The sequence below is a fragment of the Enterococcus sp. DA9 genome, from assembly GCF_008000875.1.
GTDB lineage: Bacteria > Bacillota > Bacilli > Lactobacillales > Enterococcaceae > Enterococcus_B > Enterococcus_B lactis.
Genome location: NZ_CP042839.1, coordinates 1,826,512 through 1,840,721 on the forward strand (window position 1 = coordinate 1,826,512; position 14,210 = coordinate 1,840,721).

General features: G+C 38.3%; 13 protein-coding genes. 9 read left to right on the forward strand and 4 right to left on the reverse strand.

Going from position 1 to position 14,210, the window contains the following annotated elements:
• The first annotated feature begins 120 nt into the window (after nucleotides 1–120).
• From dnaJ to FTX43_RS09755, 3 genes are all read left to right on the forward strand, one after another.
• A complete protein-coding gene (dnaJ, locus tag FTX43_RS09740) occupies nucleotides 121–1,272 on the forward strand; it encodes a molecular chaperone DnaJ (protein ID WP_073357363.1) in 1,152 nt (383 codons plus the stop codon).
• A 352-nt stretch (nucleotides 1,273–1,624) separates the two neighbouring features.
• A complete protein-coding gene (locus FTX43_RS09745; RefSeq protein ID WP_002320123.1) occupies nucleotides 1,625–2,251 on the forward strand; it encodes an ATP-binding cassette domain-containing protein in 627 nt (208 codons plus the stop codon).
• Nucleotides 2,252–2,490: 239 nt separating this feature from the next.
• Nucleotides 2,491–3,192: a hypothetical protein gene (locus FTX43_RS09755; RefSeq protein ID WP_231601460.1), complete on the forward strand. Its 702-nt coding sequence runs from the start codon at nucleotides 2,491–2,493 to the stop codon at nucleotides 3,190–3,192.
• A 48-nt stretch (nucleotides 3,193–3,240) separates the two neighbouring features.
• Here the strand turns inward: FTX43_RS09755 and FTX43_RS09760 are convergent, their stop codons facing one another.
• Nucleotides 3,241–4,029, reverse strand: coding sequence for a CdaR family transcriptional regulator (locus FTX43_RS09760; protein ID WP_261801530.1), 789 nt, complete (start codon nucleotides 4,027–4,029; stop codon nucleotides 3,241–3,243).
• A complete protein-coding gene (locus FTX43_RS09765) occupies nucleotides 4,026–4,340 on the reverse strand; it encodes a sugar diacid recognition domain-containing protein (protein ID WP_147607030.1) in 315 nt (104 codons plus the stop codon). The genes FTX43_RS09760 and FTX43_RS09765 overlap by 4 nt, the downstream gene beginning before the upstream one ends.
• A gap of 358 nt (nucleotides 4,341–4,698) precedes the next feature.
• Here FTX43_RS09765 and FTX43_RS09770 point away from each other — a divergent pair, with 358 nt between their 5' ends.
• The 6 genes from FTX43_RS09770 (at nucleotide 4,699) to FTX43_RS09795 (ending at nucleotide 11,855) form a co-directional block, all read left to right on the forward strand.
• On the forward strand, nucleotides 4,699–5,607 hold the full coding sequence (locus tag FTX43_RS09770) for a dihydrodipicolinate synthase family protein (RefSeq protein WP_002292121.1): 909 nt from the start codon (nucleotides 4,699–4,701) through the stop codon (nucleotides 5,605–5,607).
• A gap of 3 nt (nucleotides 5,608–5,610) precedes the next feature.
• Nucleotides 5,611–6,507, forward strand: coding sequence for a 2-hydroxy-3-oxopropionate reductase (gene garR / locus FTX43_RS09775; protein WP_147607031.1), 897 nt, complete (start codon nucleotides 5,611–5,613; stop codon nucleotides 6,505–6,507).
• A gap of 27 nt (nucleotides 6,508–6,534) precedes the next feature.
• Nucleotides 6,535–7,890, forward strand: coding sequence for an enolase C-terminal domain-like protein (locus FTX43_RS09780; protein WP_147607032.1), 1,356 nt, complete (start codon nucleotides 6,535–6,537; stop codon nucleotides 7,888–7,890).
• A 96-nt stretch (nucleotides 7,891–7,986) separates the two neighbouring features.
• A complete protein-coding gene (locus FTX43_RS09785) occupies nucleotides 7,987–9,291 on the forward strand; it encodes an SLC13 family permease (RefSeq protein WP_147607137.1) in 1,305 nt (434 codons plus the stop codon).
• Between the two features lie 42 nt (nucleotides 9,292–9,333).
• Nucleotides 9,334–10,662 (forward strand): enolase C-terminal domain-like protein, encoded by a 1,329-nt coding sequence (locus tag FTX43_RS09790; RefSeq protein ID WP_002292115.1) that lies wholly within the window; start codon nucleotides 9,334–9,336, stop codon nucleotides 10,660–10,662.
• Nucleotides 10,663–10,706: 44 nt separating this feature from the next.
• Nucleotides 10,707–11,855 carry a glycerate kinase gene (locus FTX43_RS09795; protein ID WP_002292114.1) on the forward strand — a complete coding sequence of 383 codons (1,149 nt, stop codon included), beginning with the start codon at nucleotides 10,707–10,709 and terminating at the stop codon, nucleotides 11,853–11,855.
• 44 nt (nucleotides 11,856–11,899) lie between these two features.
• On the opposite strand, the gene FTX43_RS09800 is transcribed toward FTX43_RS09795, so the two are convergent.
• Together FTX43_RS09800 and FTX43_RS09805 are read right to left on the reverse strand one after the other, a co-directional pair.
• Entirely contained in the window at nucleotides 11,900–12,637 is a 738-nt protein-coding gene (locus FTX43_RS09800) for an amino acid ABC transporter ATP-binding protein (RefSeq protein WP_002292113.1), read from the reverse strand.
• 1 nt (nucleotide 12,638) lies between these two features.
• Nucleotides 12,639–14,141, reverse strand: a complete 1,503-nt coding sequence (locus tag FTX43_RS09805; protein WP_147607033.1) for an amino acid ABC transporter substrate-binding protein/permease — start codon at nucleotides 14,139–14,141, stop codon at nucleotides 12,639–12,641.
• Nucleotides 14,142–14,210: the final 69 nt, after the last annotated feature.

Genomic DNA, 14,210 nt, shown 5'->3' on the forward strand with positions numbered 1-14,210 from the left:
AGTTGCTACTTTGGCTTTTTCTTTTGAAAAATAGTTTGAAGTATCGGTTTTTGTTTCAAACAAAATATGATATGATAACAAGCGACGTGAAAATGATGAGAACCAATAGGAGGAAAGCCTATGGCAACAAAACGTGATTATTATGAAGTCTTAGGGCTCTCAAAAGGAGCATCAGAAGATGAAATAAAGAAAGCTTATCGTAAGCTTTCAAAAAAATACCATCCTGATATCAATAAAGAACCTGATGCAGAAGAAAAATTTAAAGAAGTATCAGAAGCTTATGAAATTTTAAGTGATCCGCAAAAACGCGCTGCATATGACCAATACGGGCATGCAGGTACAGATCCAAATTACGGTGCTGGTGGAGCTGGTGGCGGATTTGGTGGATTCGGCGGCTTCGGTGGTTTTGAAGATATCTTCGACTCGTTCTTTGGAGGGGGAGGTCGTTCAGTCGATCCCAATGCGCCTCGTCAAGGTGCTGATTTGCAATATACGATCGACTTATCTTTTGAAGAAGCAATTTTTGGCGTAGAGAAAGAAATCAAGTACAATCGGGAAGAAATCTGTCATACTTGTGGCGGAAATGGGGCAAAACCAGGTACGCAACCAACTACTTGTCATAAATGCCATGGTGCAGGTACGATCAATGTAGAACGCCAAACACCGCTTGGACGAGTGATGAGCCGTCAAACTTGTGATGTTTGTCATGGTACAGGAAAAGAAATCAAAGAACCTTGTCCAACCTGTCATGGCTCAGGTCATGAGAAGAAAGCTCACTCAGTCAAAGTGAATGTACCAGCTGGGGTAGAAGAAGGACAACAAATGCGTTTAGCTGGTCAAGGAGAAGCCGGAGAAAACGGCGGACCATTTGGTGATTTGTATGTGGTCTTCCGTGTAGAAGAAAGTGATATCTTTGACCGTGAAGGCTCTGAAATCTACTATGAATTGCCTTTAAGTTTTGTACAAGCAGCTTTGGGCGATGAAGTCCAAGTACCAACTGTCCATGGAGATGTGAAACTGAAGATTCCTGCTGGTACACAGACAGGTACGAACTTCCGCTTACGTGGAAAAGGCGCTCCGAAGTTACGTGGTGGTGCAACAGGCGACCAACATGTCAAAGTAAAACTGATCACGCCGAAAAATCTAAATGAACAACAAAGAGAAGCGTTACGTGCATTCGCTGAAGCTGGCGGCATCAAAGTAGAAGAACAACAAGAAGATGGTTTCTTCGATAAATTCAAAGATGCTTTTGGCGGGAAAAAGCGGAAGTAGCTTTTCTAGTAAAAAACACAAGTGTCAAAAAGACTTACCAAAATTTTCTATTTCTAGAAAAAATGGTAAGTCTTTTATTTTTTTATGTATTAACACTTAGTAATGCTAGTTTTCAATAGCGTTTATTAGGGGAAAAAGGAATCTAAGAAATGAAATAAGGGGATGGTTATCACTTTCTATATTGATAAAAAGTTGATAATGAGCCATTACTATATTTTGGTAAAATATAAATAAATAAAAAACTCGATTGATTGAATTAGTTCATTTTGATTGAAGAAATTAAAAAAGTATATGGTTGGAGTACATGGTAATGGTGGTTCTACATGGTACTAATCTATTCAGGAGTTTGTCTATGAAACTTATTGATTTTTCTAAACGATTTGGGCAAAAAATCTTATTTGATCATCTGTCATTCACATTTGATCAAAATAAAATCTATTATCTTTATGGGGATAATGGCATTGGCAAAACGACTTTATTTCGCTGCATTGTCGGTATTGATAGCTACTCGGGAACGATTGAAAAAACAGGTAGTTGTTTTTGTGTTTTTGACTCTACCCCTTTTTACTTGAATCTAACTGGATTAGATAATCTAATTTTACTGACAAAAAATCGGCAAATAAAAGAACTAATCTCTAAACAAAAAATCGATTTTTTACCCCTTTCATTTTTATCGTATGTGAAAGTCAAGAACTATTCTCTGGGAGAAAAAAAGATACTTTCGCTGCTATTGCTATTGTTGCTTGCGCCCCGAGTTGTTTTATTAGATGAAGTGTTGAATGGATTAGATCAAAAGAATCGGAAAGTGCTGCTTTATTGCTTGGTTCAGCTGAAAAAAGAAGCTACAGTCATCTTAAGTGGTCATGAAGAATATTACTTGGAAATGGCTGATGAGTTATTAAATGTAAAAAACGGAAAAATAGAACCTATCACGTCCGAGGATTTACGCAGCTTTTTTATTTCAACAAAAAGGAGGTAAAAATGCTTTTTGAATTTTATTATCAAAGACGTTCGAAAATATTTTACCTTTTTCTTTCAGTAATATTGTTGCTTTCTACTTTAATGTTCGTTTCTCAAATAATGCTCATTCAAAGTCATCTTCGTCATTTCCAATATTATGTAGAGGAAGCCTTGGCAAGGGGTGAAACGATCCAAGAAATACTTTAACAACCTTTTTCTATCAGTATGAACGAAAATACTGAAATAGTTGACAATCCGTTGAAATATCATTACGTTGCTTATCATTCCAGTTTTGCTGCTTTAAATGTCCAAAACGGGGTCAACCAATTATTGTCTTCTTCGTTTTTTGTTCTCTTTCCTTTTTTTTCGGGGGTATACGGGATAGTAATAGCAAATGCAGATATCAAATACCATACAATGAAAATCAGGCGCTGTTTGGATTCTCAATGGCAAATCAATCGTCATAAGATAGGAGCGGGGTTTCTTAGTTTAATTATTTTTATACTTGCTTCCCTCATTTTATTTTTGATGTTGCAGTCTTTTTCAAGATTTTTTGTTCAGGCTGACAAATCGACACAAATCGATGAAGCGTTAATTAGGCAAATATCTTATCTTGAGAAAGCGCCGCTTCAATTGAGTGTCCTATTGGGGTTTGCATTTCTTTCCTTTTTAGTTTGTTATTATTTTACAACAGTCGTAAAGAATTCTTTCGTCAGCCTATGTCTCTTAGGAAGTTATTTTCTTTTTTTGCCACCACTAGGAAAATATGATCTCAAGAATATTTTGTTATATCTATATCCTAAAATATTTAACACAAACGCTTCAACTTTTAGGATCAATTCGGGGACGCGGGTTGAGTTTGGTATAGAATATATTGTGATTATCGGTATAGGCATTATTATTTATATATGGACGATGGAAAAATTACAACGAATGTGGAGCAGTCCTACTGAGAAATAAGTAGAAACCAGACGGACAACCTTATGTTCATCTGGTTTTTTGTAATCGTCATATTTGTATCAACAAAAAAGCTAGCTTTAGAATAAGATAATCATCATAGTTTCTAGGGTTATAACCAGTGAGAGAATGGAGTTTATTCAGTCGATATTGCAAGGTGTTTTTATGAATAAATAATTCTTCTGCACATTTTTTGATACTTCCGTTATTTTTACTGAAGCATGTCAAAGTTTTCTTGAATAAATGTACTTCTTCTTTTGTCAAGCTTTTCAAAATACGTTTTACATATAATGATCGTTGACCTGATGGGATTGCTGGTAAAAGGATCCCGAGGTCTAAATCTTCAAAAAAGCGGATCTCGTTCACAGATTGATGGAAAGTTATCCATTCACAAGCATGCTGGGCATGAAGGAAAGATTGCGGTGTCTCCTGCTCTGTATAACAAAGCGACCCAATTCCGAAGTTCAGTTGTAACTGATACGATTTGTCAAAATTTGTCTGGACTTTGTCAAGTAACGATATCAATAAGGCTCTGGAAATGCGATTGACTAGGATAATGATTTGTTGCCTATGTACAGTGAACAAAGCCTGACTGTAGTAAGAAAAGACCCTTTCAAGTAACTCTAATAAAGGGGTGATCTGCTCTTGATACAATTCCTGATTGTCAGGAAGTTGCCCCACAACTACATAATATGGAGAAGAAAAATCAAGCTCGATCAAGTGAGGAGAGTCAAAATGACTGAAAGGAAACAATAGCGATTCGATCGTCAGACGATGTCTCTCCCTTAATTGAAAAGTAAAATCTTTCAGATATGCCTCTTTTATGAGTATTTCTGTCATTTTTTTAAAATTTCAGCATACTTTTTCACTTCCTTTCCACCGGTCAGTCCAATTATACCGATGATATGTTGTTCAAAATACACCGGGGCGTTGATTCCACGCTTCGTTCCTTTGAATTGGCCGTCTTCGCTGATAAAAACTTCTTTTTTCGTATCCAAAACGATTTTTGCCCCTTCATGGAGGGTCCTGATCCGTTCCTCATCGGTGCTTGCAATGATTATGCCCTCTGTATCGATAAAGTTGATTTCTTGTTTTAGTACATCTTTGAGATTTTTGACAATATTCCGTGCTAATTGTTTAGAGATGTTCATCTAGTTCTCCTTGTAAGAAAATACAGTAAAACAGCAAAAGGTAACGTTTACATAAAAATATAAAGGAAATTCAATAATAAATCAACAAGACTTCTAATATAACATTTATTTTTAAAAAAAATGATTATTATCCTGTAGAAATCATCGATAATTGTGATGGATAACGAATAATCTTATCAAAAGATGAATTATTTCTGTTACCTGTACCATACCCTAAATCATTGTGAAAATATATACTTTTTATTATGAAAACGTTCTTATAATTATTGCGATATTGATTTGTAGCATGAATATTGAAGAAACGATTGTGAAAAAAATCACTTTTATGTTGTGATGAACATCCCTAGGAGGTGAATGCATGGATATTGAAAAAGTCAAAGGGATCATCGTCCCAATTGTTACACCGGTAAATCAAGAGAATCAGATAAAAACTGCACCATTAGAACGAATGGTTGAACATGTGATTCAAGGAGGCGTCAATGGTATTTTAGCATTTGGAAGTAACGGAGAGTTTTTTGCGATTGATAAAGAGGAACAAAAGAAAGGTCTCCAAACAATCGTTAAATCAGCCAATAAACGTGTACCAGTTTATATGGGTATTGGATCGATCACGACGAAGGAAGGAGTGTTGATGGCAAAAACAGCAGAGGAAAACGGTGCTGATGGTTTATCGATCTTGCCACCGATGTTCATTTCTCCTACAGATGACGAATTGTATCAACACATAATCACGATTGCAAAGGCTGTGCCTCATCTACCTGTTTTGCTATATAACAATCCTGGAAAAGTTGGATATAGTCTAAGTGTTTCTTTGGTCGTTCGTCTTTCCCAGTATCCGAATATTGTTGGAATTAAGGATAGTAGTGGGAATGTACATTTGACAGCAGAATATATTCGACGTACTGAGAATGAGGAGTTCAAAGTAATGGCTGGAAGAGACACCTTGATTTTAGGATCTCTTGTCTATGGGGCGGTCGGCGCAGTTGCATCTACAGCGAATGTTGTCCCTGAATTAGTCGTCTCTATTTATGAACATTATTGCACTGGCGACTTGTCTTCCGCGCGAAACGCGCAATTTGAATTGACAGAATTTAGGAATATGTTTGACCGTGCATCATTTCCAATAGCTACAAAAGATGCTTGTAATTTGATTGGACTAGATGTTGGAGCAAGTATTTTACCGAACACGACGTCTTCCGATCAATTAAAGAAAGAAATGTCTGAAGTACTTGAAAAAATCATAAATAAACGAGATATGGAGGAATAAGAAATGAAAATCGGATTTGTAGGACTAGGAATCATGGGTAAACCAATGGCAAAAAATCTAATAAAAGATGGTTATGAGGTTATCTGTTATGATTTCAATCAATCGAATATGGATGAAGTTGCAGCAGCTGGAGCTTCAACAGCAAAAAATAGTCAGGAGTTAGCAAATCAATCAGATATCGTAATTACTATGTTACCGAATTCTCCGAATGTGGAAGCCGCATTGTTTTCAGAAGAAGGGATAGCCGCTGGAATCAGTGAAGGCAAGATCGTAATCGATATGAGTTCGATTAATCCTGTTTCTAGTCAGCGATTTGCAGAAAAGGTTGCAGGACTTGGAGTAGAGTTCTTAGATGCGCCGGTATCTGGAGGAGAACCAAAAGCAATTGACGGAACAATCGCTGTTATGGTCGGTGGGAAAAAGAAAGTTTTTGATCAATGCTATGAGTTGCTCCTATCAATGGCAAGTTCAGTCACTTATATAGGTGAGGTAGGTGCGGGAAACATTGCTAAACTAGCTAATCAAATAATCGTCGCAATCAATATCGCCGCTGTCGGTGAAGCTTTATCCTTTGCTACTAAAGCAGGTGCTGATCCCGAGTTGGTCTATCAAGGGATTCGTGGTGGATTAGCAGGGAGTACGGTTATGGATGCTAAATCACCGATGATTTTGAACCGAGATTTTGATCCAGGATTCAGAATAGAGTTGCACATCAAAGATCTACAGAATGCGTTAGATACCTCACATATGATAAATGCCGGAATTCCTTTGACAGCTCAATTGATGGAAATCATGCAAGTACTAAAAAATGACGGTTTGGAGAAAAAAGATCATTCAGCTATTGCGTGTTACTACGAAAAAATAAATAACTTGACAGTCGAAAGTAAAGATACAGTTTGATTTTCGTAAAGAGAGAGGAACTAGTGTATGAGAACGATTGATACGATACCCAAAATAATGAAAATGGCTGTCTATCCAGTAGCAGGTTATGACAGTATAACTCTGACTCTCAGTGGAGCCCACGCCCCTTACTTTACAAGGAATATCGTTGTTTTAGAAGATGAGACTGGTCAAAGAGGAGTGGGAGAGATTCATGGCGGAGAAGATATTACAAAGATGCTAGAAAGTTATATTCCTTTGGTAGAAGGTCAGAAAATTGCTGATTACCGACAAGTGATTACAACTATTCGTAAAAAAGGTTGGTTGGCAAAAGGAAATGATGGACAGGGTCTGCAAGGTTTAGATTTGAAAAATATGAAATTTGTTGTTCAAGCAGAAGCAGCAGTTGAATGCGCTATGCTTGATCTATTAGGAAAGCATCTAAATATGCCGATGTGTACATTGCTTGGAGATGGAAGACAGCGAGCCGAAGTTGAAGTCCTTGGCTATCTATTTTATATCGCAGATTGCGAGAAGACTGATTTGCCATATTTAGTGGAATCTTCATGTAAAGATAAATGGGACGAACTTCGTCGAAAAGAAACATTGACACCTGAAGAAATTGTTGCTCAAGCAAAAGCGGTGAAAGAAAGATATGGGTTCAATAATTTCAAGTTGAAAGGCGGAGTTTTTTCGGGGGAAGCAGAGATGAAAGCGATAGAAGCACTGCACGACGCTTTCCCCGATGCACGAATCAATATCGATCCAAATGGTGCATGGTCTTTAGAAGAAGCAATTGATCTGTGTAAAGACAAATTATCAATGATTTCCTATGTCGAAGATCCATGTGGTCCTGAACAAGGATTTTCTAGTCGTGAGATCATGTCAGAATTCAAGACAGCTACAAGGCATCAAGTGGCAACGAACATGATTGCGACGAATTGGCGACAATTCTATCATGCCTTAGAAACAAAAGCTGTAGATATCGTGTTGGCTGATCCTCATTTTTGGACGTTGAATGGAAGTATTCGTATGGCTCAAATATTAGCTGATTTCGGATTGACTTGGGGATCGCATTCTAATAATCATTTTGATATTTCCTTAGCTGTATTTGCGCAATGTGCAGCAGCGGCTCTTGGAAAAATCACTCCTATTGATACACACTGGATTTGGCAAGATGGACAGGCGTTATGCAAAGATCCTTTAGTTATTCGTGATGGAAAAATCAAAGTGACAGATAAGCCTGGATTAGGCATCGAAATAGATATGGAAAAACTTGAATCAGCGCATCACCTATATCAAAAAATTGAAAAGAAATATAGGGATCGTGATGACTCGTTAGCAATGCAATATTTAATTAAAGGTTGGATGTTTGATTCAAGTAGACCTTGTTTGGTGCGCTAAACATGTAATAAAAGATAATTGATGAAACTAGCTGACTTTTCTCCTATTCTTGCCAGCTGGATCAATTATGAAAAAATGGTTGAAGGAGATTACGGCATGAGTTATTTAGCAATTTTAGGCTTCGCAATGATGGGAGTCATCACTTTTCTGCTAATGAAAGATAAACTGAATATTTTGGTTTGTTTTGCGATTTTGCCCCTTGTTTTTTCATTTCTAAGCGGTGCTGATTTATCCAAGACAACAGAACATATTATATCTGGACTAGATCTCACTAGAAGTATCTTTTTAATGATTATGTTCTCGTTACCGTATTTTGCATTAATGACAGATGCTGGATTATTTGAGATTTTGATCTATAAAGTGCTGAAGAAAATGAAGATTGGTGGACCAATCCTGTGTAGTTTTACTGTACCGTTGTCTATCCTTGCAACATTAGACGGGAGTGTCATGTCTACTTATTTGATTGTTATCCCATTACTATTACCGTTGTTTAAAAAATTAAAGATTGATCCGATGATTCTGGTTTTTTTGACTTCACTTGGTACGATGTTAGGAACGATTAAACCTTGGAATGCACGGGTGCTCCGGGCTGCTGCATTGTTGCCAAATGTCGATAGTCCGGCGATGCATGTCTTTTTAAAACTAATTCCTTTGATGATATTGATGACGATTTTGACCATGATATTCGCTTATTTTTTAGGAAAGAAAAGCCAAAAAAGAAATGGATTCATTAAAAAGAATATAGAAGCAGGTACATTAGTGGGAGAAGAACCAGAGCTTTCCGAAATGTCAAGACCTAAACTTTTTTGGTTCAATCTCTGCTTGACAATAGCTGTGGTCACGCTACTTATCGTTACTTCTTTTCCAGAATTTTATATTTTTGCCGTTGGTTTAATCCTTGCACTAGTGATCAATTATCCAGATCGCAAGATGCAAAACAAGCTGGTCAGCAAATATGCTGCGGCTACCTATCCCATAGCACCGATCGTCTTTATGTCAGGAGTCGTAGTTGGTGTATTGGAAGGAACGGGGATGATGGAACAAATGGTCATGACTTTAGTTGAGATCGTGCCTTCTTCTATGGGACCCTATCTTCATATCATTATCGCACTGTTGACTACACCTTTGATGTTCATTTTCACTAATGATACTTGGTATTTTGCCTTAGTTCCCATTATAACAGCAGTAGGAGAACAATATGGAGTTGCTGCAGATATTATCGTGTTAGCGTTATTTTTCAATGTTGGTGCATTTGCTTCTATCGTGGCACAGCCTCAAATCATCATGGCCTGCGACCTTGGAGGAGAAACAATTAGAGAGTATATTCGCTTTTCTTTCTTCAAATTGTGGGGAATCAGCATCGTTTGGACGTTGGTAGGATTTGCTATAGGAATTTTTTAATAAGCTAGGCAATTAGAAATTAAAACAAAAAGGAGAAAAAAGATGATTCCGAAAATAATTGATACAAAAGTTATACCAATCGCAGGTTATGACAGTATGCTACTGAATCTAAGCGGTGCTCATGGCCCCTATTTTACGAGAAATCTATTTTTGATGACAGCAGACAATGGAGAAATCGGTGTAGGAGAAGTGCCGGGAGGGAAAAATATCCAAAAGGTTTTAGAAGACGCAAAGCAACTGCTTATTGGTAAAACAATCGGTGAATATAAAAATGTGTTGAAGAAAGTCCATCATAATTTCAATCATTTGGATAGTAGTGGTCGAGGATTGCAGACTTATGATTTGCGCACAACGATTCACGCAGTAACAGCTATTGAATCAGCTTTTCTTGATCTATTAGGCAAGTTCTTTCAAGTTCCAGTTGCTGCGCTTTTAGGAAATGGACAGCAAAGAGATGAGATAGACGTTCTAGGATATCTGTTTTATATTGCAGATTCTAGACAAACGACGTTGCCTTATTTGCTAGGTGACGATGAGTCTGATGAATGGGGTCGACTGAGAAGAGAAGAAGCATTGACTTCTGATTCGATCGTCTCTTTAGCGAAAGCTGCACATGAAAGATACGGTTTTAAGGATTTCAAATTAAAAGGAGGCGTCTTAGAAGGTGAGGAAGAGATAAAGACGATCTGTGCTTTGAAAAAAGCTTTTCCAAACTCTAGGATCACGCTAGATCCAAATGGCGCATGGTCTTTGCAAGAAGCAATTGATTTATGCAAGGGAATGAATGGTATCTTATCTTATGCGGAAGATCCTTGTGGGGCTGAGAATGGATTATCGGGAAGAGAAGCATTAGCGGAATTCAGAAAAGCAACTGGATTACCAACAGCCACAAATATGGTAGCTACAGACTGGCGACAAATGCAACATTCTGTAGCTTTGCAAAGCGTATCTATCCCATTAGCAGATCCCCATTTCTGGACAATGGATGGTTCGGTCAGAGTAGCGCAAATGTGTCATGATTTTGGATTGACTTGGGGCTCTCATTCCAATAATCACTTTGATATCTCACTTGCGATGTTTACGCATGTAGCAGCGGCGGCACCTGGTGAGATCACAGCCATCGACACTCATTGGATCTGGCAAGATGGACAGGAATTATCAAAAAGACCATTCGTTATTAGAGATGGGAAAATCAAGTTGACAGAAGAAATCATTGGTTTAGGTGTAGAACTAGATATGGAGAAAGTAGAAAAGGCACATCAGCTCTATTTAGACAACGAATTAGATTCAAGAGATGATGCAGTAGGAATGCAATTCTTAATTCCAGGATGGACGTTTGATCACAAAAAGCCATGTTTAGTACGTCCATAGCTTAAAGTAGTCATGTTGATTATGGTAGAAAAAGCAGGTGTAGCATGAAGAAAAAAATCATCATTGCGTCAGACTCCTATAAAGGAAGTGCTTCGACTTTTGAAGTAGAAGCATCTATTGAAGAAGGAATCAAACGAGTGGAGAAACAAGCAGATGTACTCAAGATCCCGATTGCAGATGGTGGAGAAGGTACTGTTGATGCAATCATTGAGGGGTGCGGTGGAGAATATCGATACATCACAGTGACTGGACCGTATCAGCAAATGGTTCAAGCAAAATTTGGGTTGATTGATACCGAGCGTGCCGTGATCGAAATGGCTCAAGCTTCCGGTTTGATGCTTGTTGGAACCAATCAGATGAATCCGATGGAAGCAACATCTTATGGAACAGGCGAGCTCATCAATGAAGTACTAGCCCATGGTGTAAAAGAAATTTATATCGGTATTGGTGGAAGTGCAACGAACGACGGCGGAGTGGGTATGGCCCAAGCTTTGGGAGTGTCTTTTAAAGATGCCGATGGAAAAGAGATAGCGCTTGGCGCGAAAGAAATCGCAATGATTGATTCCATTGATATATCTAATATTAATCCAAGGTTGAAAGAGACTGTTTTTTACATTTTATCTGATGTTTCCAACCCTCTATGTGGGCAAAACGGCGCTTCTTTTATTTATGGGAAACAAAAAGGAGCTTCTGGAGCGCAAGTGTTAAAATTAGATGAAGCACTCTGTCATTATGGTCAAAAGATCCAAGAAACGTTAGGGATAACCGTTCTAGAAATGGAAGGTGCAGGTGCGGCAGGTGGTTTAGGAGCAGGTCTGTTGGCGTTCTGCGATGCAGAAATGTGTCAAGGAATCTCGAAAATCCTTGAACTTTTAAAGCTTGAAGAATACATGAAAAAGGCAGATGTTGTCATTACAGGTGAAGGGAGAATGGACGGTCAATCTTTGAATGGAAAAGCACCAGTTGGGATTGCTATTCTAGCCAAAAAATATGATATTCCTGTTATAGCTATCGTCGGTAGTGCCTCGGCTAATCTTTCGACCATTTATGAAACTGGTATCGACTATGTACTTGATATCATCAATGAACCGATGGAACTTTCTTATGCGATGGAACAGGTAGAGCGATTGCTTGTTTGTGCAGGAGAACAAGCGATGCGACTGATACAGTTAGGTGAGAAAATAAGAAGATAAAAACACACGGTCCCTTCATGGCGACCGTGCATTTTTGGTTTTTATTAAATATTTAATACTTTATTCAAGAAATCTTTTGTCCGTTCATTTTGCGGATTTTCAAAGATTTGTTGAGGCGTTCCATCTTCTAAAAAGTTACCGTCGTCAATGAACATGACGCGATTGGCTACTTCTTTAGCGAACCCCATTTCGTGCGTAACGATAACCATCGTCATACCTTGTTCTGCCAATTTTTTCATGACGTTCAAGACATCACCGACCATTTCAGGGTCGAGTGCAGAAGTAGGCTCATCAAAAAGCATGATGTCAGGATTCATCGCTAGAGCACGAGCGATAGCTACACGCTGTTTTTGTCCACCGGAAAGCATTTCAGGATACATATCTTTTTTATCTTCTAGACCAACTGTCTGTAGCAATTTGATTGCTTTTTTCTCTGCTTCTTCTCTGGATTCTTTCTTCAGATCCATCGGTGCTAAAATGATGTTTTCCAAAATAGAAAGATGAGGGAATAGGTTAAAGTGCTGGAATACCATTCCGATATGTTGTCTCACCAAGTTGATATCTGTGCTTTTATCCATCAAGTGGGCGCCGTCAATAATGATCTCACCGTCAGAAGGTTCTTCTAAACGGTTCAAGCAACGTAAGAATGTACTTTTTCCTGAACCTGAAGGGCCGATGATACAGACGACATCTCCTTCGTTGATGGATACGTTGATGTCGTTTAATACTGTGTTATCGCCGTATTTTTTGACTAGATGCTCAACTAAGATTTTTTCTGCCATCTTACTTCACCTTCTTTTCTAAAACTTTCGCTAATTTTGTCAATGCTGTAATCAAAATCAAGTACATGATCGCGATGATCAAATAAACATACGTACTTTGTGTCGTACGTGCAACGATGATTTTACCAGTTTGTAGCAATTCGACTACACCAATTGCGGAAATGATCGTTGTATCTTTCAATGAGATAACGAACTGATTCACGAATGATGGAATCATGATGCGTATCGCTTGTGGTAAAATGATTTTTTGCATCGTCCGATTATAAGAAAGACCCAAACTTCTAGAAGCTTCCATTTGTCCGACAGGAACGGCATTGATTCCGCCTCGAACAATCTCTGCGATATAAGCACTTGCGTTAAGAGTCAAGGTGATAACACCAGCGATGAAGTCGGGGATCGTAAATCCAACGATACCAGGCAATCCAAAGAAAATAAAGAATGCAAGAACCATCATCGGAATCCCACGGATGATATCGACATAAATGCTAGCAACCGTGCGAAGCGCGCGTATTGGTGCTACACTGAATAATCCAAAAATCACACCGATTACTATAGCCAAAGCGAAGGAGATCAAAGTCAAGAGAATCGTTCGCCAAAGTCCTTTTAACAATGCTTGATAGTTGTTTTGGATAAGTCCAAGAAATGTCGATTCATCAGCTACGGAAGAATCACTAGAAGATTCTGAACCATCTGCTACATATTCTTTGATGATCTTATCGTACTCGCCTGTTCTTTTTAATTCTTTCAATCCTTCATTGAACATATTAAGAAGTTCAGGGTTTTGCCCTTTTTTGACGGCAAATGCATACTTTCCGCCAGATTCTTTTTCAATTGGTGTTTCCAATTCTTGTCCTTGTTTGATCGCATAACCAATTACTGGATAATCATCCATCATGGCATCAATTGCGCCAACTTTCAACCCGTCATACAATTGATCTGCAGCATCAAAATATTTGATAGAATAGCCGTATTCAGATTCATGATCGCTTAAAAATTCTGCACTTTCGGTTCCAACTTTTGCTCCGACTGTTTTTCCTTTCAAATCTTCATAAGACTTGATCGAAGTGTCGCCTTTTTTGACAGCTAATTGAATTCCGCTGTCAAAGTAAGAATCAGAAAAATCGTAGCTTTTCTTTCTTTCGTCCGTTACCGTCATTCCGGCAATCATCCCGTCTGCTTGTCCTGATTCTAAAGCTTGCAAAGCAGCGGAGAATCCACGATAGTCCATTCGGATGTTGAATCCTTGCAGTTTGGCGATGCTTTCCATCAATTTTACATCGATGCCCTCGTACTCGCCGTTTGCGTTTTGAAATTCAAATGGAGCAAAAGCAGAGTCGCTAGCAATTACGTATACGTCTTTTTTGGGCTCTATTTTTTGCATTGTCTCGCTTGTGCTTGACTCTGCCGTTGTAGTGTTGTCAGCTTGTGCAACATGACCAAACGCAAGTGTCACAAGTCCTGTCATTAAGAAAACAAATGAGTGAAATAAATGCTTTCTTTTCATAATCAACCTCCTAAATTTCCAATATTTTATTATTATAGGCGAAAAGTGCTGAATCAGACAAGACTGTAG

Coding starts and splice junctions, on each gene's coding strand:
- dnaJ (WP_073357363.1), top strand. CDS start 121: ATGGCAACAAAACGTGATTATTATGAAGTCTTAGGGCTCTCAAAAGGA.
- FTX43_RS09745 (WP_002320123.1), top strand. CDS start 1,625: ATGAAACTTATTGATTTTTCTAAACGATTTGGGCAAAAAATCTTATTT.
- FTX43_RS09760 (WP_261801530.1), bottom strand. CDS start 4,029: ATGACAGAAATACTCATAAAAGAGGCATATCTGAAAGATTTTACTTTT.
- FTX43_RS09765 (WP_147607030.1), bottom strand. CDS start 4,340: ATGAACATCTCTAAACAATTAGCACGGAATATTGTCAAAAATCTCAAA.
- FTX43_RS09770 (WP_002292121.1), top strand. CDS start 4,699: ATGGATATTGAAAAAGTCAAAGGGATCATCGTCCCAATTGTTACACCG.
- garR (WP_147607031.1), top strand. CDS start 5,611: ATGAAAATCGGATTTGTAGGACTAGGAATCATGGGTAAACCAATGGCA.
- FTX43_RS09780 (WP_147607032.1), top strand. CDS start 6,535: ATGAGAACGATTGATACGATACCCAAAATAATGAAAATGGCTGTCTAT.
- FTX43_RS09785 (WP_147607137.1), top strand. CDS start 7,987: ATGAGTTATTTAGCAATTTTAGGCTTCGCAATGATGGGAGTCATCACT.
- FTX43_RS09790 (WP_002292115.1), top strand. CDS start 9,334: ATGATTCCGAAAATAATTGATACAAAAGTTATACCAATCGCAGGTTAT.
- FTX43_RS09795 (WP_002292114.1), top strand. CDS start 10,707: ATGAAGAAAAAAATCATCATTGCGTCAGACTCCTATAAAGGAAGTGCT.
- FTX43_RS09800 (WP_002292113.1), bottom strand. CDS start 12,637: ATGGCAGAAAAAATCTTAGTTGAGCATCTAGTCAAAAAATACGGCGAT.
- FTX43_RS09805 (WP_147607033.1), bottom strand. CDS start 14,141: ATGAAAAGAAAGCATTTATTTCACTCATTTGTTTTCTTAATGACAGGA.